The sequence below is a fragment of the Enterobacter cloacae complex sp. IR5403 genome (genome assembly GCF_049238705.1).
Lineage (GTDB): Bacteria > Pseudomonadota > Gammaproteobacteria > Enterobacterales > Enterobacteriaceae > Enterobacter > Enterobacter hormaechei_C.
This window is the reverse complement of sequence record NZ_JBMKHP010000004.1, coordinates 260537-282218: the sequence shown is the minus strand read 5'-3', so window position 1 is coordinate 282218 and position 21682 is coordinate 260537. Positions and strand designations below refer to the sequence as shown.

Annotated in this window: 21 protein-coding genes and 1 other RNA gene; 7 read left to right on the top strand and 15 right to left on the bottom strand. The window is 58.1% G+C overall.

Annotated elements, in window-relative coordinates:
* Positions 1-23 precede the first annotated feature (23 nt).
* The 3 genes from ACOTW6_RS08515 to ACOTW6_RS08505 are packed head-to-tail and all read left to right on the top strand — an operon-like array spanning position 24 to position 3115.
* Positions 24-2033 carry a protein-disulfide reductase DsbD family protein gene (locus tag ACOTW6_RS08515; protein ID WP_213788998.1) on the top strand — a complete coding sequence of 670 codons (2010 nt, stop codon included), beginning with the start codon at positions 24-26 and terminating at the stop codon, positions 2031-2033.
* A gap of 1 nt (position 2034) precedes the next feature.
* Entirely contained in the window at positions 2035-2637 is a 603-nt protein-coding gene (locus ACOTW6_RS08510) for a DsbA family protein (RefSeq protein ID WP_213788997.1), read from the top strand.
* Entirely contained in the window at positions 2627-3115 is a 489-nt protein-coding gene (locus ACOTW6_RS08505) for a protein disulfide oxidoreductase (protein WP_213788996.1), read from the top strand. The genes ACOTW6_RS08510 and ACOTW6_RS08505 overlap by 11 nt, the downstream gene beginning before the upstream one ends.
* A 2-nt stretch (positions 3116-3117) precedes the next feature.
* On the opposite strand, the gene ACOTW6_RS08500 is transcribed toward ACOTW6_RS08505, so the two are convergent.
* The 8 genes from ACOTW6_RS08500 to ACOTW6_RS08465 form a co-directional block, all read right to left on the bottom strand.
* The gene (locus tag ACOTW6_RS08500; protein ID WP_015571798.1) at positions 3118-3861 is read right to left on the bottom strand and encodes an SDR family oxidoreductase; all 744 of its coding nucleotides are present in this window, start codon (positions 3859-3861) and stop codon (positions 3118-3120) included.
* Between the two features lie 70 nt (positions 3862-3931).
* Positions 3932-6805: an aminomethyl-transferring glycine dehydrogenase gene (gcvP, locus tag ACOTW6_RS08495; RefSeq protein ID WP_017692709.1), complete on the bottom strand. Its 2874-nt coding sequence runs from the start codon at positions 6803-6805 to the stop codon at positions 3932-3934.
* A gap of 127 nt (positions 6806-6932) precedes the next feature.
* Entirely contained in the window at positions 6933-7322 is a 390-nt protein-coding gene (gene gcvH, locus ACOTW6_RS08490) for a glycine cleavage system protein GcvH (RefSeq protein ID WP_006811885.1), read from the bottom strand.
* A gap of 23 nt (positions 7323-7345) precedes the next feature.
* Entirely contained in the window at positions 7346-8440 is a 1095-nt protein-coding gene (gene gcvT / locus ACOTW6_RS08485) for a glycine cleavage system aminomethyltransferase GcvT (RefSeq protein ID WP_003860107.1), read from the bottom strand.
* A 397-nt stretch (positions 8441-8837) separates the two neighbouring features.
* Positions 8838-10040: an FAD-dependent 2-octaprenylphenol hydroxylase gene (gene ubiI / locus ACOTW6_RS08480; RefSeq protein ID WP_213788995.1), complete on the bottom strand. Its 1203-nt coding sequence runs from the start codon at positions 10038-10040 to the stop codon at positions 8838-8840.
* Between the two features lie 12 nt (positions 10041-10052).
* Entirely contained in the window at positions 10053-11231 is a 1179-nt protein-coding gene (gene ubiH / locus ACOTW6_RS08475) for a 2-octaprenyl-6-methoxyphenyl hydroxylase (RefSeq protein ID WP_062938551.1), read from the bottom strand.
* Positions 11228-12541, bottom strand: a complete 1314-nt coding sequence (gene pepP / locus ACOTW6_RS08470) for a Xaa-Pro aminopeptidase (protein WP_213789031.1) — start codon at positions 12539-12541, stop codon at positions 11228-11230. The genes ubiH and pepP overlap by 4 nt, the downstream gene beginning before the upstream one ends.
* A gap of 31 nt (positions 12542-12572) precedes the next feature.
* Positions 12573-13151: a YecA family protein gene (locus ACOTW6_RS08465; RefSeq protein WP_213788994.1), complete on the bottom strand. Its 579-nt coding sequence runs from the start codon at positions 13149-13151 to the stop codon at positions 12573-12575.
* Between the two features lie 166 nt (positions 13152-13317).
* Between ACOTW6_RS08465 and zapA the strand changes: the two genes are divergently transcribed.
* The 3 genes from zapA to ACOTW6_RS08450 all read left to right on the top strand — a co-directional run bounded on the left by zapA (position 13318) and on the right by ACOTW6_RS08450 (position 14493).
* The gene (zapA, locus tag ACOTW6_RS08460) at positions 13318-13647 is read left to right on the top strand and encodes a cell division protein ZapA (RefSeq protein ID WP_003860096.1); all 330 of its coding nucleotides are present in this window, start codon (positions 13318-13320) and stop codon (positions 13645-13647) included.
* Positions 13648-13688: 41 nt separating this feature from the next.
* A non-coding RNA gene (gene ssrS, locus ACOTW6_RS08455) (6S RNA) lies at positions 13689-13872 on the top strand.
* Between the two features lie 24 nt (positions 13873-13896).
* Positions 13897-14493, top strand: a complete 597-nt coding sequence (locus ACOTW6_RS08450) for a 5-formyltetrahydrofolate cyclo-ligase (protein ID WP_033487635.1) — start codon at positions 13897-13899, stop codon at positions 14491-14493.
* 18 nt (positions 14494-14511) lie between these two features.
* Here the strand turns inward: ACOTW6_RS08450 and ACOTW6_RS08445 are convergent, their stop codons facing one another.
* The 3 genes from ACOTW6_RS08445 to rpiA all read right to left on the bottom strand — a co-directional run bounded on the left by ACOTW6_RS08445 (position 14512) and on the right by rpiA (position 16855).
* Entirely contained in the window at positions 14512-14697 is a 186-nt protein-coding gene (locus ACOTW6_RS08445; RefSeq protein WP_213788993.1) for a hypothetical protein, read from the bottom strand.
* Positions 14697-15929, bottom strand: a complete 1233-nt coding sequence (gene serA, locus ACOTW6_RS08440) for a phosphoglycerate dehydrogenase (protein ID WP_015571805.1) — start codon at positions 15927-15929, stop codon at positions 14697-14699. The genes ACOTW6_RS08445 and serA overlap by 1 nt, the downstream gene beginning before the upstream one ends.
* Before the next feature lie 266 nt (positions 15930-16195).
* Complete coding sequence (rpiA, locus tag ACOTW6_RS08435; protein ID WP_003860091.1) at positions 16196-16855, bottom strand: ribose-5-phosphate isomerase RpiA; 660 nt, start codon at positions 16853-16855, stop codon at positions 16196-16198.
* A gap of 127 nt (positions 16856-16982) precedes the next feature.
* Between rpiA and argP the strand changes: the two genes are divergently transcribed.
* Entirely contained in the window at positions 16983-17876 is an 894-nt protein-coding gene (gene argP, locus ACOTW6_RS08430) for a DNA-binding transcriptional regulator ArgP (protein ID WP_003860089.1), read from the top strand.
* 42 nt (positions 17877-17918) lie between these two features.
* Here the strand turns inward: argP and ACOTW6_RS08425 are convergent, their stop codons facing one another.
* The 4 genes from ACOTW6_RS08425 to fbaA form a co-directional block, all read right to left on the bottom strand.
* Positions 17919-18641 carry an oxidative stress defense protein gene (locus ACOTW6_RS08425; RefSeq protein WP_213789030.1) on the bottom strand — a complete coding sequence of 241 codons (723 nt, stop codon included), beginning with the start codon at positions 18639-18641 and terminating at the stop codon, positions 17919-17921.
* Between the two features lie 92 nt (positions 18642-18733).
* Positions 18734-19369: an arginine exporter ArgO gene (argO, locus tag ACOTW6_RS08420; protein ID WP_121478605.1), complete on the bottom strand. Its 636-nt coding sequence runs from the start codon at positions 19367-19369 to the stop codon at positions 18734-18736.
* 148 nt (positions 19370-19517) lie between these two features.
* Entirely contained in the window at positions 19518-20372 is an 855-nt protein-coding gene (mscS, locus tag ACOTW6_RS08415) for a small-conductance mechanosensitive channel MscS (protein ID WP_023295393.1), read from the bottom strand.
* Positions 20373-20558: 186 nt separating this feature from the next.
* Positions 20559-21638, bottom strand: coding sequence for a class II fructose-bisphosphate aldolase (gene fbaA, locus ACOTW6_RS08410; protein WP_017692704.1), 1080 nt, complete (start codon positions 21636-21638; stop codon positions 20559-20561).
* Positions 21639-21682: the final 44 nt, after the last annotated feature.

Here is a 21682-nt window from a genome sequence, read left to right as displayed (position 1 = left end):
TTCATCATTTACGGAGAAAATTTATGTTTACTGTATTCAGGCGACTGCTGGTCTGCCTGCTTTGGCTATGGCTGCCCCTCAGCCAGGCTGCCGACAGCGGCTGGCTGCGCGCCGCCGATAATCAGCACGCCAGCGTCAGGCTGCGTGCGCAACCCGAAAGCACTGGCGAAACCCGCCTGCTGCTGGACGTCGCCCTGCAAAAAGGCTGGAAAACCTACTGGCGCTCGCCGGGCGAAGGCGGCGTCGCACCCACGATTAAATGGCATCAGCCCGTCGAGGTGAACTGGCGCTGGCCTGTGCCGCAGCGTTTCGACGTTGCGGGCATCACCACGCAGGGCTATCACGGCGATGTCAGCTTTCCCATCACTCTGCGGGGCGACGTCCCGAAGATCCTGAGCGGCGTGCTGACGCTCTCCACCTGTAGCAACGTCTGTATTCTTACCGACTACCCGTTTTCGCTGAACATGACCGCATCCGCAGGCGCCGGTTTTGATTACGATTTCAGTCGGGCCATGGGCACCCTTCCGCTCACCGGCGGGTTGACCTCAACGCTTAACGCCACCTATGCCCCCGGCAAGCTGATCGTAACGGCGCAGCGTGACGCAGGCTGGCAGGCGCCGTCCCTGTTTATCGACGGTATGGATGATGTTGATTTCGGCAAACCGGCCCTCACCGTGCGCGGTGATTCGCTGGTCGCCACTGTGCCCGTGACCGACAGCTGGGGCGAGGCCGCGCCCAACCTCAGCGGCAAAACCCTGTCGCTGGTTCTGGCCGATAGCGGGCAGGCGCAGGAGTCCAGCCTGAGCATTCAGCCGGGGAACGCCGCGCCGACGCTCTCGTTAGGCTGGGTGCTGCTGATGGCGCTGGCGGGCGGTCTGATCCTTAACGTCATGCCCTGCGTACTGCCCGTGCTGGCCATGAAGCTGGGCACGCTGATGCAAACCGAACGGCAGGTGCGGGGTCAGGTACGCCGGCAGTTTCTTGCATCGGTAGCAGGGATCGTGATCTCGTTCCTCGCGCTGGCGCTGATGATGACGGTATTACGTTTAGGCAATCAGGCGCTCGGCTGGGGGATCCAGTTCCAGAACCCGTGGTTTATTGGCGCGATGACGCTGGTGATGGTGCTTTTCAGCGCCAGCCTGCTGGGGTTGTTTGAAATCCGTCTCCCTTCCGGCGCCAGCACCTTCCTCGCCACGCGCGGCGGCAACGGGCTTGCGGGTCATTTCTGGCAAGGCGCGTTTGCCACACTGCTGGCAACGCCCTGCACCGCGCCGTTCCTGGGGACGGCGGTCTCGGTCGCGCTGGCGGCGCGGCTTCCCCTGCTGTGGGGGATCTTCCTGGCGATGGGTATCGGCATGAGCCTGCCGTGGCTGCTGGTGGCGGCCTGGCCGGGGCTGGCCCAGCGCTTGCCGCGTCCGGGGCGCTGGATGAACGTCGTACGCGTAGTGCTGGGGATGATGATGCTCGGCTCATCGCTGTGGCTGCTGAGCCTGCTGACGGTGCACATTGGCAGCCTGCCCGTCATCACGCTGGGCGTGCTCCTGATCCTTGCGCTGCTGCTGGTCACCGCCTGGCGCTACCGCTGGCAAACGGCACTGCGCGCCGGGGTATTAGCTGTCGTGGTGGCCGGGGCGGTCGCGTTTGTATCCGGCTCCGGCGGCGAGGGGTCCCGCCGCGATCGTATCCACTGGCAGCCGCTCAGCGAGCAGGCCATTGCCCGCGCGCTGGCGGAGAACAAACGGGTGTTCGTCGACGTGACCGCCGACTGGTGCGTGACCTGTAAAGCCAATAAATACAACGTGCTGCTGCGCGACGACGTGCAGGATGCGCTCTCCGCCCCGGACGTTGTCGCCCTGCGCGGCGACTGGAGCCGCCCCTCAGATACCATCAGCCAGTTCTTAACCACGCGCGGCAGCGCCGCCGTGCCGTTCAACCAGATCTACGGACCGGGATTACCGCAGGGCCACGTGCTGCCTGCGTTGTTAAGCCGCGAAGCGGTGCTGAGCACCCTGTCCGATGCAAAAGGAAAATAACATGAGAGCCTTCGTTGCCTTACTTCTGCTGTCGTTATCAACGTTCGGTTACGCCGCACCTTCTGATGACGCTTCCAGCGACCAGCTGGCAAAACTGCTGTTTAACGACCCCAACAGCCCGCGAACCGGCGCGGCATCGCCGAAGCTGACCATCGTCTCCTTCACGGACTACAACTGCCCGTATTGCAAGCAGTTCGACCCAATGCTGGAGAAAATCGTGCAGGAAAATCCCGACGTGCAGCTCATCGTCAAACTGCTGCCGTTCAAGGGACAAAGCTCGGTAAATGCCGCGAAAGCGGCACTCTCAACGTGGCAGCAGGCGCCGGATAAATTCTGGGCGCTGCACCAGCGGCTGATGATGAAAAAGGGCTATCACGATGACGCCAGCATCGCCGCCGCGCAGGTAAAGACCGGAACGGACAGCATTAAAACGGATGATAAAACCATGGACAGCCTAAAGATGAACCTCATCCTGGCGCAGGTGCTGAATATTCAGGGTACCCCGGCGACCATTATCGGCGACCAGATGGTGGCGGGCGCAATTCCGTATGACGACCTGGAGGGGCTGGTCAAAGAACAGCTGGCAAACGCCCGTGGCAAGTAAGCTTCCGCGCCTGCTGCGCGAGCTGGGCGTATGGCTGCTGATTGGCGTAGCCGTGAGCCTGGCGGTGGACTATTTCCGCCAGCCCGCGCTGCCGCAGAATTTCTCCACGACGGCACTGCACACCCTCGACGGTCAGCCCGTCGATCTTATCGCCATGAGTAAGGAGCGACCGCTGCTGGTCTACGTCTGGGCGACATGGTGCGGCGTCTGCCGCTACACCACGCCGTCGGTGGCGGCGCTTGCCGCGGACGGGGGTAACGTGATGTCGGTTGCGCTGCGCTCGGGCGATAACGCGACGCTCGAAACATGGATGAGGAAGAAGAAGGCGATGATGCCCACGGTCAACGACGCCAGCGGAGAACTGGCGCGTGAGTGGGATGTTAAGGTGACGCCAACGCTGGTGGTGATCTCTCACGGCGAGGTAAAGTCGATCACCAGCGGCTGGGGAATGCGCCTGCGGCTGTGGCTGGCGTCGTAGCGTTACTTCCCGCCAGCCAGCTCCAGGAAGCTACCGGTGACATAGGAGGCTTTGTCGCTCAGCAGCCAGACAATGGCCTGGGCGACCTCCTCCGGCTGACCGCCACGCTGCATCGGTAACATCGACTTCACCCGATCCACACGCCCCGGCTCGCCGCCGGAGGCGTGAATATCGGTATAAATCAGGCCTGGCCGCACGCCGTTAACGCGAATGCCCTGCGCCGCCACCTCCAGCGCGAGGCCGGTAGTCAGGGAATCCACCGCCCCTTTTGAGGCGGCATAATCCACATATTCCCCCGGCGCGCCCAGCCGTGAGGCCGCCGAGGAGACATTCACAATCGCGCCGCCCTTGCCGCCGTGTTTATGCGACATGCGCTTAACCGCTTCACGGCAGCAGAGAAAATAGCCGGTGACGTTGGTAGCCAGCACGCGGTTAATACGTTCAGCGGAGAGGTTTTCGATGGTGGATTGTTCAAACAAAATTCCGGCGTTGTTCACCAGTGCGGCGAGCGGCTCACCTTCGCGATCGATGCTGTCGAACATCGCCATTACCTGTGCTTCATCGCTGATGTCCGCGCGCACGGCAAAGGCTTTACCGCCCGCGTCCACGATCTGATTAATGACGTCCGTCGCGGCTTTGATGTTGTGATGAAAATTCACCGCAACGGTGTAGCCTTCGCTTGCCAGCTGTAGCGCGGTGGCTTTACCAATACCCCGGCTGGCGCCGGTGACCAGTGCAATTGCCATTCTCTTCTCCCAATAAAAAAGCCGGGTGGCGGCTTCGCCTTACCCGGCCTACGTTACTACAGGAACAACGTTACTGGTATTCGCTCATCGGTACGCAGGAGCAGAACAGGTTACGGTCGCCGTAAACATCATCAAGACGTTTCACGGTTGGCCAGTATTTGTTTGCCACACCTGCCGGGAAGACAGCCAGCTCGCGGGTATAACCGTGGTTCCACTCTGCCACCAGTTCGTTCTGGGTATGCGGCGCGTTCACCAGCGGGTTATCTTCCAGCGTCCACTCCCCGCCTTTCACGCGGTCGATTTCGCTGCGGATCGCCAGCATCGCGTCGATAAAGCGATCCAGCTCCACCTTGCTTTCAGATTCGGTCGGCTCAACCATCAGCGTTCCCGCAACCGGGAAGGACATGGTTGGCGCGTGGAAGCCATAGTCGATCAGGCGCTTGGCAATATCCAGCTCGCTGATGCCCGTCTCTTCTTTCAGAGGACGAATATCGAGGATGCATTCGTGCGCCACGCGACCGTCGCGGCCGGTATAGAGCACCGGATAGGCGTCCTTCAGACGCGTTGCGATGTAGTTGGCGTTGAGGATCGCCACCTGACTGGCCTGCTTCAGCCCTTCCGCGCCCATCATGCGGATGTACATCCAGCTGATTGGCAGGATAGAGGCGCTGCCGAACGGTGCCGCGGAGACCGCGCCCTGACGGGTGAGCATGCCTTCGATCTGCACCACGCTGTGGCCCGGCACAAACGGTGCCAGGTGCGCTTTCACGCCGATAGGACCCATGCCCGGGCCGCCACCGCCGTGCGGAATGCAGAACGTTTTATGCAGGTTCAGGTGCGACACATCCGCGCCAATAAAGCCCGGAGAGGTGATGCCCACCTGGGCGTTCATGTTTGCGCCGTCGAGGTAAACCTGGCCGCCGAACTGATGCACCACTTCACACACTTCACGGATAGTTTCTTCGTACACGCCGTGGGTGGACGGGTAGGTCACCATAATGCAGGAGAGTTTGTCGCCCGCCTGCTCTGCTTTGGCACGCAGGTCGGCCAGATCGATGTTGCCGTTTTTGTCGCACGCCACAACCACCACTTCCATTCCTGCCATCTGGGCAGAAGCCGGGTTGGTACCGTGGGCAGAGCTTGGGATCAGACAGATATCGCGGTGGCCTTCATTGCGGCTTTCGTGATAGTGACGGATCGCCAGCAGACCAGCGTATTCACCCTGCGCACCGGAGTTCGGCTGCATGCAGAGCGCGTCGTACCCGGTCAGCTTCACCAGCCAGTCGGAGAGCTGGTTGATCATCATGTGATATCCTTCCGCCTGCTCAGCCGGGCAGAACGGGTGCAACTCAGAGAATTCAGGCCAGGTAATTGGGATCATCTCAGCCGCGGCGTTCAGCTTCATGGTGCAGGAGCCCAGCGGGATCATCGCCTGGTTCAGCGCCAGATCTTTACGTTCCAGAGAGTGCATGTAACGCATCATCTCGGTTTCGCTGTGATAGCGGTTGAACACCGGGTGAGTCAGGATCGCGTCGTCGCGCAGCATGCTTTCCTGAATGGAGCGGCTGTCGAGCGCAACCTCTTTGTCGAGCGTATCAACGTCCAGACCGTGTGCGTCACCCAGCAATACGTTGAACAGGGTGAGGATATCGTCACGGGTGGTGCTTTCGTCCAGCGTAATGCCGACCGCATTGTGAATGTCGCTGCGCAGGTTGATTTGCGCTGCCTCGGCGCGCGCCAGCACGGCCGCTTTGTCTGCCACCTCGACGCACAGGGTGTCGAAGTAGTGTTCATGACGCAGTCTGAGACCTTTCTGTTGCAGACCGCAGGCCAGGATATCGGCCAGACGGTGGATGCGGCTGGCAATGCGCTTCAGGCCAGCCGGACCGTGGAACACCGCGTACAGGCTGGCAATGTTAGCCAGCAGCACCTGCGAGGTACAGATGTTGGAGTTCGCTTTCTCGCGGCGGATATGCTGCTCGCGGGTCTGCATCGCCATGCGCAGCGCGGTGTTACCGGCGGCATCTTTCGATACGCCGATAATACGGCCTGGCATGGAACGTTTAAATTCATCTTTCGCGCCAAAGAACGCCGCGTGCGGGCCGCCGTAGCCCATCGGCACGCCGAAACGCTGGGCTGAGCCAAAGACTATATCCGCGCCCTGTTTGCCTGGCGCCGTCAGCAGCACCAGCGCCATAAAATCAGCGGCGACGCTAACAATAACCTTACGGGATTTCAGCTCGGCGATCAGTGCGCCGTAGTCGTGTACTTCCCCGGTGGTGCCCACCTGCTGCAACAGCACGCCGAAGACGTCCTGGTGATCCAGCACTTTTTCAGCGTCGTCGACAATCACCTCAAAGCCGAAGGTTTCCGCACGGGTGCGCACCACGTCCAGCGTCTGGGGATGCACGTCCGCCGCGACGAAGAAGCGGTTGGCGTTTTTCAGCTTGCTCACGCGCTTCGCCATCGCCATCGCTTCGGCGGCGGCGGTCGCTTCATCCAGCAGCGAGGCAGAGGCGATATCCATACCGGTCAGATCCAGCGTCACCTGCTGGAAGTTCAGCAGCGCTTCCAGACGGCCCTGGGAGACTTCTGGCTGATACGGGGTGTAAGCGGTGTACCAGCCCGGGTTTTCCAGCATGTTACGCAGGATCACCGGCGGTAACTGCACGTTGGTGTAGCCCATGCCAATGTAAGACTTATAGCGCTTGTTAAGGCCGGCGATGGCCTTCAGCTCCGCCAGCGCGGCGAACTCCGTCGTGGACTCGCCTACCTGCGGCGGCGTAGCAAGCTGGATGTCTTTTGGCACGATCTGGCCGATCAGTGCGTTTAATGAATCCGCGCCAACTGTTTTCAGCATCTCCTGCTGTTGCTGAGCATCCGGCCCAATGTGACGTTCAATGAAAGCGCCACGGTTTTCAAGCTGGCTTAAAGTCTGTGTCATGAGCGATGGTTCCTGAAACGTGCAGTGAATCGTAGTTATCTGTAACGCTGTTGCCCGGTGGAGCTAACGCTTACCGGGCCTACGTTGACCTGTAGGCCGGATAAGCGCAGCGCCATCCGGCACAACGTTATTCGTCTTCCAGTAGTGCTTCGTACGCGGTCGCATCCAGCAGCGCGGCAACCTGCGCTTCGTCGCTGGCTTTGATCTTGAAGATCCAGCCGCCTTCATACGGTTCGCTGTTGACCAGCTCCGGGGAGTCGCTCAGCGCGTCGTTCACGGCAACAATTTCACCGCTTACCGGGGCGTAGATGTCAGAGGCCGCTTTAACGGATTCCGCCACCGCGCAGTCGTCGCCTGCGCTCACGGTTGCGCCCACTTCCGGCAGGTCAACAAACACCATGTCGCCCAGCAGCTCCTGCGCGTGCTCGGTGATCCCAACGGTGTAAGTGCCGTCCGCCTCTTTGCGCAGCCACTCGTGTTCTTTACTGTATTTCAGTTCTGCTGGCACATTGCTCATTGAAGTTCTCCTGATAAAAATAGTTAGGCGACCGGCTTACCGGCGCGAACAAAAATCGGTTTGGTCACGTTGACCGGCATTTCGCGGTTGCGGATCTGCACCACCGCCGTTTCGCCAATCCCCGCCGGCACGCGTGCCAGGGCAATACTGTAGCCGAGCGTCGGGGAGAACGTTCCGCTGGTGATCACGCCTTCGCGATGATTGCCATCGGCATCGGTGAAGCGCACCGGCAGCTCGCCGCGCAGCACGCCTTTTTCCTTCATCACCAGGCCAACCAGCTGTTCAGTGCCCTTCTCGCGCTGCATTTCCAGCGCTTCACGACCAATAAAATCACGGTCGGCCGGTTCCCATGCGATGGTCCAGCCCATGTTGGCGGCCAGCGGAGAGACGCCTTCGTCCATCTCCTGACCGTAGAGGTTCATCCCCGCTTCCAGACGCAGCGTATCGCGCGCGCCCAGGCCCGCAGGCTTCACGCCCGCCTCCACCAGCGCACGCCAGAAATCAGCGGCTTTCTCGTTTGGCATGGCAATTTCGTAGCCCGCTTCACCGGTGTAGCCGGTGGTGGCGATAAACAGATCCCCCGCCTGCACGCCGAAGAACGGCTTCATGCCCTCGGTGGCTTTGCGCTGCTCGTCGCTGAACAGAGATGCGGCTTTCGCCTGGGCGTTTGGCCCCTGCACGGCAATCAGCGACAGATCGTCACGGACGGTGATATCAATGGCGTAAGGTTCAGCGTGTTGGGAAATCCAGGAGAGGTCTTTTTCGCGGGTGGCGGAGTTTACAACGAGGCGGAAGAAATCTTCGGTGAAGTAGTAGACGATGAGGTCGTCAATCACGCCGCCAGAGGCATTGAGCATGCCGGTATAGAGCGCTTTGCCCGGCGTTTTCAGTTTGGCGACGTCGTTTGCCAGCAGATAACGCAAAAACTCCCGGGTGCGGCTACCGCGCAGGTCGACAATCGTCATATGAGACACGTCGAACATACCGGCATCGGTGCGCACCGCGTGGTGCTCATCAATCTGCGAGCCGTAGTGCAGCGGCATCATCCAGCCGTGGAAGTCCACCATGCGGGCGCCGCACAACACGTGCTGTTCGTACAAAGGAGTCTGTTGAGCCATCTTTTCCTCGTTGAAAAATTCACCGTGAAACCCGGTGTCGGCCTCGCGATCGGGGGCCGACGCAAACGTTCTCTTTTACCTGAACTTACCACCGAAACCGGCGGTTAACCATAAGGTAAAACAGGTCATCACATTAGCTTATGACCAAAAATCGCTGAAAAGCCTACAGAGTTATTCACTAGGAAAATGCGATTAAACCCGCATAAAATTAACAATGATCTAACAGGATTTAGCAGATGGTGATATTTCGTGCGGAAAAACGGGCCGAATTTCCGTAACATAAAAATAGTAAGATTAGATTTTCTAATGCGAAAAATGACGTGAAATTAGATTATTTCAAACGAGGAAATTTCCCCGGCGCGGAGGCCGGGAAAATAAAGTGTGACGGGGATCGAGATTAACGTAACCAGTCGGGAAGATCGTTGAGGCCCATTGCCTGACGAAGAAGCTGCGGTTTTACGCCGGGAAGGGTGTCGGCCAGTTTGAGGCCAATATCGCGCAGCAGTTTTTTCGCCGGATTCGCTCCGGCAAACAGCTCGCGGAAGCCCTGCATCCCCGCCAGCATCATCGCCGCGCTGTGTTTGCGGCTGCGCTCGTAGCGACGCAGATACAGATGCTGACCAATATCTTTGCCTTCCCGATGCAGACGACGCAGCTCTTCAACCAGCTCAGCCGCGTCCATAAAGCCGAGGTTCACCCCCTGCCCGGCCAGCGGATGAATGGTATGCGCCGCATCCCCCACCAGCGCCAGACGGTGCGCGGCAAACTGACGCGCGTAGCGACCGGTTAACGGAAACGTCTGGCGTTCGCTTTCAAGCGTGCACAGGCCCAGACGGTTATCAAACGCCACGCATAGCGCCTGACTGAAGGCATCCGGCGTCGCCTCCTGCATCTGCTGCGCTTTCTCCGGCTCTAAGGACCAGACGATGGAGCAGAGATGCGGATCGGCAAGCGGCAGGAAGGCCAGAATGCCGTCGTTGTGGAAAATCTGCCGCGCCACGCCGCCGTGCGGCTCTTCGGTGCGGATTGTGGCCACCAACGCGTGATGGCGGTAATCCCAGAAGGTCAGCGGAATATCCGCTTTGTTACGCAGCCAGGAATTGGCGCCGTCGGCACCCACCACCAGACGCGCGGTCAGCATGTCGCCACTTTCAAGAGTGATAAACGCGTCGTTTTCGCCCCACGCCACCTGCTGGAGTTTCGCCGGTGCGATCAGCGTGACGTCGCTGCACTGCTGTGCTTTCTGCCACAGCGCGTGGTGGATCACCGCGTTTTCAACGATGTGTCCAAGGTGGCTGTAGCCCATGCTTTCATCGTCAAACGCGATACGGCCGAAGCTGTCTTTATCCCACACTTCCATGCCATGGTAACAGCTGGCACGCATCGCCACGATTTCAGACCAGACGCCAAGGTGCGTCAGTAGCTTTTCGCTGGCGGCATTGATCGCCGAGACGCGCAGCTCCGGCGGTGCATCCTGCGCCACAGGCTGCGGCGCTTTTTGCTCAAGCACGGCCACGCGCAGGCCGCTGCCCTGTAAACCACAGGCCAGCGCCAGTCCTACCATTCCGCCGCCCACAATGGCGACATCAACATTTTGCACGGTCAATACTCCTTAACGCGCGACCCAACCCAGGGTCCGCTGCGCCAGCACGTCACGTGCCGGAATGAACAGTTCCATCGCCATCAGCCCAAGGTTGCGTCCCGCAACCAGCGGTGCCCAGCGATTGGCAAACAGGTGGACTAAACCGTCGGTGACGCCAATGGTCGCCGCTTTGTCCGCCTGGCGTCGTTTCTGGTAATGGCTCAGCACTGAGTATGCGCCACAATCCTGTTGTTCGCTCCACGTCCGGGCCAGTAGCTCGGCCAGGCTCATCACGTCACGGAGGCCAAGGTTGAAGCCTTGCCCGGCGATGGGGTGCAGCGTCTGCGCGGCGTTGCCGACCAGAGCGACACGATGGGAGACAGTCTGCGATGCGGTCGTCAGCGCGAGCGGATAGGCCACGCGTTTTCCGGCGTGGGTGATGCGCCCAAGCCGCCAGCCGAAGGCCTTTTGCAGCTCGGAACAAAAACGTTCGTCGGACCAGGAGAGAACCTCATCGGCCCGATCCTGCGCATGGCACCATACCAGCGAGCAGCGCCCGTTCGACATCGGCAGCATGGCCAGCGGGCCGTGCTCCGTGAAGCGCTCAAATGCCCTGCCGTTATGCGCGCCAGCCGTGGAGACGTTAGCGATGACCGCCGCCTGCCCATAAGGTTCAGAGCGCCATTCGACGCCGCACTGCGTGGCGATCGCGGAGCGTGAACCATCTGCCGCCACCAGCAGTTGCCCCTCCAGCGTGGTGCCGTTGTCCAGCGTCACGCTGACGGCCTCGTCACGGCGGCTGAAGCTGGCGACGCGCGCCGGACAGTGCAGCGTGACGCCAGGCGCGTCCTGTAACAGACGGAACAGCCGTAGCCCTACGTCATGCAGCTCGACAACCTGCCCCAGCGCCTCGATCCGGTAATCGTGAGCATCCAGCGTCACAAACCCGGCATGCCCGCGATCGCTGACGTGAACGGTGCCGATCGCCGTTGCGCAATCCGCTATCGCCTGCCAGATCCCAATACGCGCAAGCTGCTGACAGGTTCCCTGCGCCAGCGCGATAGCGCGGGCGTCGAAACCGGGATGATCGGCCGCCTGCGGCGCGACCGCCTCGACGAGATGCACCGGAAGCTGGCCCTGGGTTAACTGCGAAATAGCCAGCGCCAGAGTAGCGCCGGTCATGCCTCCGCCAACGATGATTACGCTCATTCGCGTGCCGCCGCCATCAGCGCCTCGATGTCGTCGGCTTTTTTCACCACGGTCGCGGTCAGGTTTTCGTTACCGGTTTCGGTGATGACGATGTCATCTTCAATACGAATGCCGATCCCGCGGTACTGTTCCGGCACGTCGGCATCCGGCGCGATGTACAGCCCCGGCTCAACGGTCAGCACCATGCCAGGCTCCAGCACGCGCGAACGTTCCGGACCGTATGCCCCGACGTCATGCACATCCAGCCCCAGCCAGTGGCTCAGGCCGTGCATAAAGTACGGACGATGGGCGTTTTCGGTTATAAGGGTGTCCACATCGCCTTTCAGAATGCCGAGCTTCACCAGCCCGGTAATCATGATGCGCACCACCTCGCCCGTAACCTCCTGAATGGAGGTGCCAGGGCGGAACAGCGTCAGCGCGGTCTCCAGAGACTCAAGCACGATGTCATAGATTTCACGCTGCGCGGTGGTGAATTTACCGCTCACCGGGAAGGTACGGGTGATGTCGCCCGCGTAACCCTGATATTCACAGCCGGCGTCAATCAGTACCAGATCGCCGTCGCGCAGTTCACTTTCGTTTTCGGTGTAGTGCAGAATGCAGCCGTTTTCACCGCCGCCTACGATGGTGTTATAGGACGGGAAGCGCGCGCCGTGACGGTTAAATTCATGGTGAATTTCCCCTTCAAGCTGGTACTCGAACATACCGGGACGGCACTTTTCCATGGCGCGGGTATGCGCCAGGGCGCTGATTTCGCCCGCGCGGCGCATCACGTTCAGCTCTTCGTCAGACTTAAACAGGCGCATCTCATGCACCATCGGTCGCCAGTCCGTCAGGGTGGCGGGTGCAGACAAATTCTGACGTGAGCCTTTACGCAGCTTATCCAGCGCGGTGAAAACAATGTCATCCGCATACGCGTATTCGCCCTGCGCGTGATAGAGCACGTCCAGGCCGTTCAGCAGTTGGTAGAGCTGCTGGTTGATTTCGCTGTAGGCCAGCGCGCGGTCCACGCCCAGTTTTTCCGGCGCCGCCTCCTGCCCTAAGCGGCGGCCAAACCAGATTTCCGCGGTCAGATCGCGCACGCGGTTGAAAATCACGCTGTGGTTGTGGGTGTCATTGCTTTTAATCAGCACCAGTACCGCTTCCGGCTCGTTAAACCCGGTGAAGTACCAGAAATCACTGCTCTGGCGATAGGGGTATTCGCTGTCGGCGCTGCGCGTCACTTCCGGCGCGGCGAAAATCAGGGCAGCGCTTCCCGGCTGCATTTTTGCCAGCAGCGCCTGACGACGGCGAGAATACTCTTGACTGGAGATAACCATGACACCCTCCTGTGCGTTATTTTTCTTAGTGTAATGTTGGCTTGCGAACTTCCGGCGCGGTCGGCTGCGAGCGCGTAAAGTTGTCGTGACACAGCAGAGACGCCACGCGCACGTACTCGATAATCTCTTCAAGAGACATTTCCAGCTCTTCCTGGTCTTCGTCTTCATCGTAGCCGAGCTGGGCGATGTTACGCAGATCGTCGATCGCTTCACCCGCTTCGCCGGTCACTTTATCCAGTTTAGGCTGGGTTACGCCCAGGCCAAGCAGATAATGGTTTACCCAACCCGCAAGCGCATCAGCGCGATCGAAGACGCTGACATTGTCGCCTTCAGGCAGATAAAGCTGAAAAAGAAAGCCATCGTCTTCCAGGGAATCGCTGGTTGCGGCGTGCATTTTACGCAGCGCTTCCGCCAGTTCGTGGCCAAACGCCAGCCCTTCGTTGGTGAGGTCGTGGATCAGCGGCTGCCATGAGCTGTCGCTGTTTCCGCCGCACAGTATGCCGCTGATCAGACCGTGCATTTCGGCAGGGGTCAGACCGACTCCCTGCTGGTTCAGTAACTGGTTTAAATCCTTGTAACCAGGCATTTCGTTCTGTATAGACATACGCATTCGTCATCAAAGGGAGGATATTCATGATATGCTACCACTTTGGACCCTGGTGATACCAGAAAAGGGCTTGTATCTTCACATCAGGGTAGCTATAGTGTCGCCCCTTCGCAGCCCCGGGGCAGTAAGCGAAGGCAGCGCAGTCAATCAGCAGGAAGGTGGCATGTCTGCACAACCCGTCGATCTCCAGATTTTTGGCCGTTCACTGCGAGTGAATTGTCCGCCTGAACAAAGGGATGCCTTGAATCAGGCTGCGGACGATTTGAATCAGCGGTTGCAAGATCTAAAAGAACGCACTAGAGTCACAAATACTGAGCAGCTGGTTTTCATCGCCGCGTTGAACATCAGCTATGAACTGACTCAGGAAAAAGCGAAGACCCGCGATTACGCGGCAAGCATGGAGCAGCGCATTAAAATGCTCCAGCAGACCATAGAACAGGCATTGCTTGATCAAGGTCGCAGTCCCGAAAGACCGGGACCAAAGTTTGAATAACACTTCTCAGTTGACTATGGTAGAGTAACTGTGAAGACAAAATTTCTCTGAGATGTTCGCAAGCGGGCCAGTCCCCTGAGCCGATATTTCATACCACAAGAATGTGGCGCTCCATGGTTGGTGAGCATGCTCGGTTCGTCCGAGAAGCCTTAAAACTATGACGACACATTCACCTTGAACCAAGGGTTCAAGGGTTACAGCCTGCGGCGGCATCTCGGAGATTCCCTCTCTTTTCTTCTACCAACTACCATGACTCAATTCCCTGAAGTCTCTGCTTCACGCCAGGACATCCGTCAGCTTATTCGCCAGCGTCGTCGCGCCTTAAGCGCCGAGCAACAGGCACAGTTTGCCCAGCAGGCCGCCGCCCGCATGATGGCCTATCCGCCTGTAGTGATGGCCAACACCGTCGCCCTGTTTCTCTCGTTTGACGGTGAGCTGGATACCCAACCGCTTATCGACCAGCTCTGGCGCGCCGGGAAAAAAGTTTACCTGCCGGTGCTGCATCCTTTTAGCCCGGGCAATCTGCTGTTTCTGCACTACCATCCGCACAGCGAGCTGGTGGTGAATCGTCTGAAAATCACCGAACCCAAACTCGACGTGCGCGACGTGCTCCCGCTTTCCGGGCTGGATGTGCTGATTACGCCGCTGGTGGCGTTTGACGAGCAGGGCCAGCGATTAGGCATGGGCGGGGGATTCTATGACAGGACCCTGCAAAACTGGCAGCAGTATGGATTGCAGCCGGTGGGCTATGCGCATGATTGCCAGGGCGTGGAGGCATTACCCGTAGAAAAATGGGATGTGCCGTTACCGGCGGTAGTGACGCCCAGTAAAACCTGGACCTGGTAGAACAAAGCCGGGTGGCGGCTACGCCTTACCCGACACACAGACCGCACGACCGTTGTAGGTCGGGTAAGCGTAAGCGCCACCCGACACACAGACCGCACGACCATTGTAGGTCGGGTAAGCGTAAGCGCCACCCGACACACAAACCGCACGACAACTGTAGGTCGGGTAAGCGTAAGCGCCACCCGACACCACAGACCGTACCATCAGTACAACAGGCGCGCGCGAATCGTCCCCGGAATGGCCTTCATGCTCTGCAATGCTTTCTCGGCGATGTCTTCATCCGCTTCGATATCAATCACCACATAACCCATCTGCGAGTTAGTTTGCAGATACTGCGCGGCAATGTTAACGCCCTGCTCGGCAAAGATCTGGTTGATGGCGGTCAGCACGCCAGGACGGTTTTCGTGGATGTGCAGCAGACGACGCCCACCGTGCAGCGGCAGAGACACCTCCGGGAAGTTCACCGCAGAGAGCGTTGAACCGTTGTCGGAATATTTGCTCAGCTTACCCGCCACTTCCAGGCCGATATTCTCCTGCGCTTCCTGAGTAGAACCGCCGATGTGCGGCGTCAGGATCACGTTGTCGAATTCGCACAGCGGAGAGGTGAACGGATCGCTGTTGGTGGCCGGTTCCGTCGGGAACACGTCAATCGCCGCACCCGCCAGATGTTTACGCTTCAGCGCGTCGCACAGCGCAGGAATGTCAACCACCGTACCGCGCGCGGCGTTGATCAGCAGAGCGCCCGGCTTCATCAGCGCCAGCTCCTCCGCCCCCATCATGTTTTTGGTGGACGCATTTTCCGGCACGTGCAGGCTGACCACGTCGCTCATATTCAGCAGATCAGAGAGATGCTGCACCTGCGTCGCGTTACCCAGCGGCAGCTTGCTTTCGATATCGTAGAAAAACACGTGCATGCCGAGGGATTCCGCCAGAATACCGAGCTGCGTACCGATGTGGCCGTAACCGATAATCCCGAGCTTTTTACCACGCGCTTCGTAGGAGCCCGCAGCCAGCTTATTCCACACGCCGCGGTGCGCTTTGGCGTTAGCTTCCGGAATGCCGCGAAGGAGCAGCAGCAGTTCGCCAATCACCAGCTCCGCCACGGAACGGGTGTTAGAGAACGGCGCGTTAAAGACCGGGATACCACGTTTTGCGGCGGCATTCAGATCAACCTGATTGGTGCCGATGCAGAAACAGCCAATCGCCACCAGCTTTTCCGCCGCAGCAATAACGTCTTCAGTCAGTTGGGTACGGGATCGCAGGCCAATGAAATGGGCATCACGGATGGACGCTTTCAGCTCTTCAGTGTCCAGCGCGCCTTTGTGAAATTCGATGTTGGTGTAGCCTGCTGCGCGAAGGCTATCGAGCGCTTTCTGGTGCACGCCTTCAACCAGCAGGAATTTAATCTTGTCTTTCTCCAGTGATACCTTTGCCATTTACCCGACCCTGTTTTTATCTGAACTGATGTTGTGCTGGATATAAATCCCGTGCAGCCAACATATCAAAAAAAACTATTGCAGCAATATGAACGTTTGCGTCGGCACTCTGAAGAAAAGTCATACAGGGCAAAATGGCAGAGGAAAATGCTGCGGATAATTACGAACGTGGCAGGATCGGCAAAAGAGGTGGAAAAACGTGACACAAGTCACCGAATTTAGCTTTTCAAAATTTTTTTAGCGGGGGGAGCGCTCCCCCCGTCAGATCATTTTACGATGGTTTTTACACCGTCAGCCGTGCCGATCAGCGCCACGTCCGCGCCACGGTTGGCAAATAACCCTACGGTAACGACGCCTGGAATGCCGTTGATCGCATTTTCCAGCGCAATGGCATCGAGGATCTCAAGGCCGTGAACGTCGAGGATCACGTTACCGTTGTCGGTCACCACACCCTGACGGTATTCCGGACGACCACCCAGCTTCACCAGTTGACGTGCCACGGCGCTGCGCGCCATCGGGATCACTTCGACCGGCAGCGGGAAATTCCCCAGAATGTCGACCTGCTTGGAGGCGTCCGCGATGCAGATGAACTTATCCGCCACGGAAGCGATGATTTTTTCGCGGGTCAGCGCCGCGCCGCCGCCTTTGATCATCTGCATGTGGCCGTTGATTTCATCCGCGCCATCAACGTAAATGCCCAGACGGTCCACTTCGTTGAGGTCGAAAACGGTGATGCCGAGGCTTTTCAGCTTTTCCGTGGAAGCATCGGAGCTGGAAACCGCGCCCTCGATCTGCCCCTTCATCGTGCCCAGCGCATCGATAAAGTGCGCCGCCGTCGACCCCGTACCAACACCGACAATGGTACCCGGCTGTACGTACTGGAGAGCGGCCCATCCTACTGCTTTTTTCAGTTCATCCTGCGTCATGATCGTTTTGCCTGTGGTGTGAAAACTCAGGGCGCATTATAGAACACGTCGAATGGATTTCGTCTGCCACGAAGGGAAAATTGTGTCATAGTGCAGATTAAGCAAAATTAAGGAGTCAGCCAGAGCAATGAAACGTCCGGACTACAGAACACTACAGGCACTTGATGCAGTTATTCGTGAACGCGGTTTTGAGCGCGCGGCGCAAAAGCTGTGCATCACCCAGTCCGCCGTATCACAGCGTATCAAACAGCTTGAAAACATGTTCGGGCAGCCGCTGCTGGTGCGTACCGTGCCGCCGCGTCCGACGGAGCAAGGACAAAAGCTCCTCGCCCTGCTGCGTCAGGTTGAACTGCTGGAAGATGAGTGGCTGGGCGATGAACAGACCGGCTCCACTCCGCTGCTGCTGTCGCTGGCGGTGAACGCCGACAGTCTGGCAACCTGGTTACTGCCGGCCCTTGCGCCGGTGCTGGCCGACTCCCCTATCCGCCTGAATCTCCAGGTTGAAGACGAAACCCGCACCCAGGAACGCCTGCGTCGCGGCGAAGTGGTTGGTGCGGTCAGTATTCAGCCTCAGGCGCTGCCAAGCTGTCTGGTGGATCAGCTGGGCGCGCTGGATTACCTGTTTGTCGGTTCAAAAGCCTTTGCCGAGCGCTACTTCCCGAACGGCGTGACCCGCGCCGCGCTGCTGAAAGCGCCTGCCGTTGCGTTCGACCATCTGGACGATATGCATCAGGCTTTCCTGCAACAAAACTTCGATCTGCCGCCGGGCAGCGTGCCGTGTCATATCGTTAACTCGTCAGAAGCCTTCGTACAGCTCGCGCGTCAGGGAACCACCTGCTGCATGATCCCGCATTTGCAGATTGAGAAAGAGTTGAAAAGCGGTGAGCTGATTGATTTAACCCCGGGGCTGTATCAGCGCCGGATGCTGTACTGGCACCGTTTTGCCCCGGAAAGCCGCATGATGCGCAACGTCACCGATGCGCTGCTGGCGTTTGGGCACAAGGTGTTAAGACAGGATTGAAAAACTAGCCGGGTGGCGGCTTCGCCTTACCCGGCCTACGGGTTACTGAGCGGGCTTTTCAGTCGGCTCCAGCAGGAACACCACATCAACCTGATCGTCGAACTGAATGGTTGGCTGCTCGTAGGTTTCCTGAGCAGAAACCGGCGCGGCGTCCGCCTTCATCATCCGCACCATCGGGCTTGGCTGGTAGTTTGAAACGTGGTAACGCACGCTGTAAACCGGACCGAGCTTGGTCTTGAAGCCGGAAGCCAACTGCTGCGCCTGATGAATGGCATCATCAATCGCCGCTTTACGCGCTTCGTCTTTATATTTCTCCGGTTGCGCAACGCCCAGCGAGACGGAACGAATTTCGTTCAGCCCTGCCTTCAGCGCACCATCCAGCAATCCGTTGAGCTTATCAAGCTGGCGTACAGTCACTTCCACAGTACGCACGGCGCGATAGCCTTTCAGGATGCTTTTGCCGTTCTGGTAGTCGTAATCCGGTTGAGTACGCAGGTTCGCAGAGCTGATGTCTTTTTTCGCGACACCGTTCTGTTCCAGGAAAGAGAGGTATTGCGCAACACGATCGTCTGCCTGTTTCTTGGCGGAAGCGGCATCTTTCGCCGCCACGTTCACTTCAATTGCCAGGGTTGCAACATCCGGTACCGCATCTACGCTTGCCGTGCCTGAAGTGACAATGTGCGGGCCGTTTGGCAGTTCATTCGCCTGCACCGACACCGCACCTAAACTTACTAATGCCGCCAGGGCCATCACCTTAAACTTCACTGTCATTCCTCCATGTTGCGAAGAGTGCCCTGTTAACAGGGCTCATGCCAGCAAGCTTAGCGGGTCTTGTTCAGATGTCCATAAGACAACGCTTAGTTGAACAATCCCTGTACGTGATGAATGCCCTCTTTCGCCAGCTGGAAGGCAATAAACCACATCACCAGCCCCACCAGGGTATTGATAATGCGCTGCGCTTTGGCGGTACGCAGTCGTGGCGCCAGCCATGCCGCCAGGATCGCAAGACCAAAGAACCAGAGGAAGGAGGCGCTGACCGTACCGAGCGCAAACCAGCGCTTGGGCTCAACGTCCAGCTGTCCGCCCAGGCTGCCGAGCACCACGAACGTATCAAGATAAACGTGCGGGTTAAGCCACGTCACGGCGAGCATGGTGACGATAATCTTCCAGCGCCCCTGCTTCCTCACTTCGGCGCTCGCCAGCTCAAGATTGCTGCTCATGGCCGTTTTCAGGGCGCCAAACCCGTACCACAGCAGAAATGCTACGCCGCCCCAGGTAACCAGCGCCAGCAGCCACGGCGACTGCATCAACAGGGCGCTGCCGCCAAAAATCCCGGCGCAAATCAGCAGCAGATCGCTCACCGCGCACAGCAGGGCAATCATCAGATGATACTGACGGCGGATGCCCTGGTTCATCACGAACGCATTTTGTGGGCCAAGGGGGAGGATCATGGCCGCGCCTAACGCAAGCCCCTGAAAATAATAAGATAACATGACGTAATTCTCGCAGAGTTGTCCTGAAGGCAGACTATACTGCGGGAACGACATTAGAGGAAATGGATAATATTAATTGGGGATTAGCCGGGCTAATAAAAGAAAAGCCCGGTGTCGCTGACGCTTACCGGGCCTACGTTAAAGCAAATTATTCGGCTGCTTTCTCGCGTTTGAGATTTACATCCATCTGCGGATAAGGGAAGCTGATACCGTTGGCATCGAAATCACGCTTAATGCGCTCCAGCACGTCCCAGTAAACGTTTTGCAGATCGCTGCTTTTGCTCCAGATGCGCACCACAAAATTAATGGATGACGCACCCAGCTCGTTCAGACGAACGGTCTGCTCGCGATCCTTCAGAATGCGATCGTCAGAGGCGATGATGTTGGCGATCAGCGACTTCACCTGATCGATATCGGAATCGTACGCCACGCTGATGATCAGCTCGTTACGACGCACCGGCTCGCGGGAGAAGTTAATGATATTGCCCGCAATGATTTTCCCGTTCGGGACTACCACAATGCGACCATCCACGGTACGCAGGGTCGTAGAGAAAATCTGTACCTGCAACACGGTACCGGCAATACCGCCCAGATCCACATACTCACCGGAACGGAACGGACGGAAGGTCACCAGCAGTACGCCCGCCGCCAGGTTCGACAGCGAACCCTGCAATGCCAGACCAATGGCCAGACCGGCAGCACCGAGCACAGCGATGACGGATGCCGTCTGCACGCCGACACGCCCCAGCGCAGCAATCAGCGTAAAGGCGATGATACCGTAACGGACCAGCGCGGAGAGGAAATCGGCGACTGTGGCATCAATGTGTCGTGCGACCATCACCCGGTTGACAGCGTTCGATACGATACGCGCCACGATCATCCCGACAATGATGATGGCAATAGCGGCAACAATATTCACGGCGTAGCTCAGCAGTAGCGCCTGGTTGCGCACCAGCCAGTTACCCGCGTTATTGATGCTGTCTACAACATCAAGTTGTTCCATTTATTCTTCCTTTTGCTAAACCAAAACACAAAATCTGTCCCTTAAGGGGACAGGCAGGTCAGTAAAGGGTAAACAAAAAGAGCGGGTAATGCCAAACAGATCACAAAATCGGGTATTGCAGGATATTGAAAAAGCATAAAAAAAGGCCCGCATATGCGGACCTCTTGACGCTATGAACAGCTCAAATTACAGAACGTCAACCGCGTTCAGTTCTTTGAATGCCTGCTCCAGACGAGTAATCATAGAAGTCTGGGCAGCGCGCAGCCATACGCGTGGATCGTAGTATTTCTTGTTCGGCTGGTCTTCGCCTTTCGGGTTGCCCAGCTGACCTTGCAGGTAAGCTTCGTTGGTTTTGTAGTATTGCAGGATACCGTCCCAGGTTGCCCATTGGGTGTCGGTATCGATGTTCATTTTCACTACGCCGTAGCTTACGGAGTCTTTGATTTCCTGAGCAGAAGAACCGGAACCGCCGTGGAAGACGAAGTTCAGGCTGTTGTGCGGCAGGTTGTGTTTCTTAGACACGTATTCCTGAGAATCACGCAGGATGGTCGGGGTCAGAACCACGTTACCTGGTTTGTATACGCCGTGTACGTTACCGAAGGACGCTGCGATGGTGAAGCGTGGGCTGATTTTGCTCAGCTCGGTGTAAGCGTAATCAACATCTTCTGGCTGAGTGTACAGAGCAGAAGCGTCCATGTGGCTGTTGTCCACACCGTCTTCTTCACCGCCGGTGCAACCCAGTTCGATTTCCAGGGTCATGCCCATTTTGGACATACGCGCCAGGTACTTAGAGCAGATCTCGATGTTTTCTTCCAGAGACTCTTCGGACAGGTCGATCATGTGAGAAGAGAACAGTGGCTTACCGGTTGCTGCGAAGTGTTTTTCACCTGCGTCCAGCAGACCGTCGATCCACGGCAGCAGTTTTTTCGCGCAGTGGTCAGTGTGCAGGATAACCGGAACACCGTAGTGCTCAGCCATCTGGTGAACGTGATGTGCGCCAGAGATAGCACCCAGGATAGCAGCGCCCTGAGGAACGTCAGTTTTCACGCCTTTACCTGCGATGAACGCAGCGCCGCCGTTAGAGAACTGAACGATAACCGGTGCTTTAACTTTTGCAGCGGTTTCCAGTACGGCGTTGATGGAGTCGGTACCTACGCAGTTGACTGCTGGCAGAGCGAAGTTGTTTTCTTTAGCTACCTGGAACACTTTCTGTACGTCATCACCAGTGATAACGCCAGGTTTTACGAAATCAAAAATTTTAGACATGTTGCTTAGTCCTGTATCTTCGGCCGTTAGAAAAGGTGCGAGCT

What these genes read in the sequence shown, in the direction of transcription:
- ACOTW6_RS08515 (WP_213788998.1), top strand. Translation starts at nt 24, where the DNA reads ATGTTTACTGTATTCAGGCGACTGCTGGTCTGCCTGCTTTGGCTATGG.
- ACOTW6_RS08510 (WP_213788997.1), top strand. Translation starts at nt 2,035, where the DNA reads ATGAGAGCCTTCGTTGCCTTACTTCTGCTGTCGTTATCAACGTTCGGT.
- ACOTW6_RS08500 (WP_015571798.1), bottom strand. Translation starts at nt 3,861, where the DNA reads ATGGCAATTGCACTGGTCACCGGCGCCAGCCGGGGTATTGGTAAAGCC.
- gcvP (WP_017692709.1), bottom strand. Translation starts at nt 6,805, where the DNA reads ATGACACAGACTTTAAGCCAGCTTGAAAACCGTGGCGCTTTCATTGAA.
- gcvH (WP_006811885.1), bottom strand. Translation starts at nt 7,322, where the DNA reads ATGAGCAATGTGCCAGCAGAACTGAAATACAGTAAAGAACACGAGTGG.
- gcvT (WP_003860107.1), bottom strand. Translation starts at nt 8,440, where the DNA reads ATGGCTCAACAGACTCCTTTGTACGAACAGCACGTGTTGTGCGGCGCC.
- ubiH (WP_062938551.1), bottom strand. Translation starts at nt 11,231, where the DNA reads ATGAGCGTAATCATCGTTGGCGGAGGCATGACCGGCGCTACTCTGGCG.
- ACOTW6_RS08465 (WP_213788994.1), bottom strand. Translation starts at nt 13,151, where the DNA reads ATGTCTATACAGAACGAAATGCCTGGTTACAAGGATTTAAACCAGTTA.
- zapA (WP_003860096.1), top strand. Translation starts at nt 13,318, where the DNA reads ATGTCTGCACAACCCGTCGATCTCCAGATTTTTGGCCGTTCACTGCGA.
- ACOTW6_RS08450 (WP_033487635.1), top strand. Translation starts at nt 13,897, where the DNA reads ATGACTCAATTCCCTGAAGTCTCTGCTTCACGCCAGGACATCCGTCAG.
- ACOTW6_RS08445 (WP_213788993.1), bottom strand. Translation starts at nt 14,697, where the DNA reads ATGGTACGGTCTGTGGTGTCGGGTGGCGCTTACGCTTACCCGACCTAC.
- serA (WP_015571805.1), bottom strand. Translation starts at nt 15,929, where the DNA reads ATGGCAAAGGTATCACTGGAGAAAGACAAGATTAAATTCCTGCTGGTT.
- rpiA (WP_003860091.1), bottom strand. Translation starts at nt 16,855, where the DNA reads ATGACGCAGGATGAACTGAAAAAAGCAGTAGGATGGGCCGCTCTCCAG.
- argP (WP_003860089.1), top strand. Translation starts at nt 16,983, where the DNA reads ATGAAACGTCCGGACTACAGAACACTACAGGCACTTGATGCAGTTATT.
- argO (WP_121478605.1), bottom strand. Translation starts at nt 19,369, where the DNA reads ATGTTATCTTATTATTTTCAGGGGCTTGCGTTAGGCGCGGCCATGATC.
- mscS (WP_023295393.1), bottom strand. Translation starts at nt 20,372, where the DNA reads ATGGAACAACTTGATGTTGTAGACAGCATCAATAACGCGGGTAACTGG.
- fbaA (WP_017692704.1), bottom strand. Translation starts at nt 21,638, where the DNA reads ATGTCTAAAATTTTTGATTTCGTAAAACCTGGCGTTATCACTGGTGAT.